At 68.6% G+C, this 334-nt stretch carries 1 protein-coding gene; it reads right to left on the bottom strand.

From position 1 onward, the window contains the following. A partial coding sequence (locus AACR77_RS17140; protein ID WP_331373079.1) for a biotin/lipoyl-containing protein occupies positions 1–334 on the bottom strand: 334 nt, incomplete at both ends.

The following is a 334-nucleotide window of genomic DNA, read 5'->3' as shown; positions in this document are numbered from 1 at the left end:
CACGGGGGCAGCAGCAGGAGCCGGCGCGGCAACAGCGGCCGGGGCAGCGCCCGCCACTTCGAAGACCATCACCAGGGAGCCGGTAGAAACCTTGGCGCCGGCGGCGACCTTGATCTCGACCACGCGGCCGGCGAACGGTGCAGGCACTTCCATGGAGGCCTTGTCACCTTCCACGGCGATGATGGACTGGTCGGCTTCAACCATGTCGCCCACGGCAACCATGATGTCAGTCACTTCGACTTCGTCACCACCGATGTCCGGCACGTGCACGTCTTTGCGAGCGGCAGCGGCAGGAGCGGCGGCCGGCGCGGCAGCAACCGGGGCAGCAGCCTGG

Source organism: Aeromonas sp. ZOR0002, assembly GCF_963866995.1.
In the GTDB taxonomy this organism is placed as follows: Bacteria; Pseudomonadota; Gammaproteobacteria; order Enterobacterales; family Aeromonadaceae; genus Aeromonas; species Aeromonas caviae.
The sequence above is the reverse complement of the archived record's forward strand: the minus strand, read 5'-3'. Positions and strand labels throughout refer to the sequence as shown.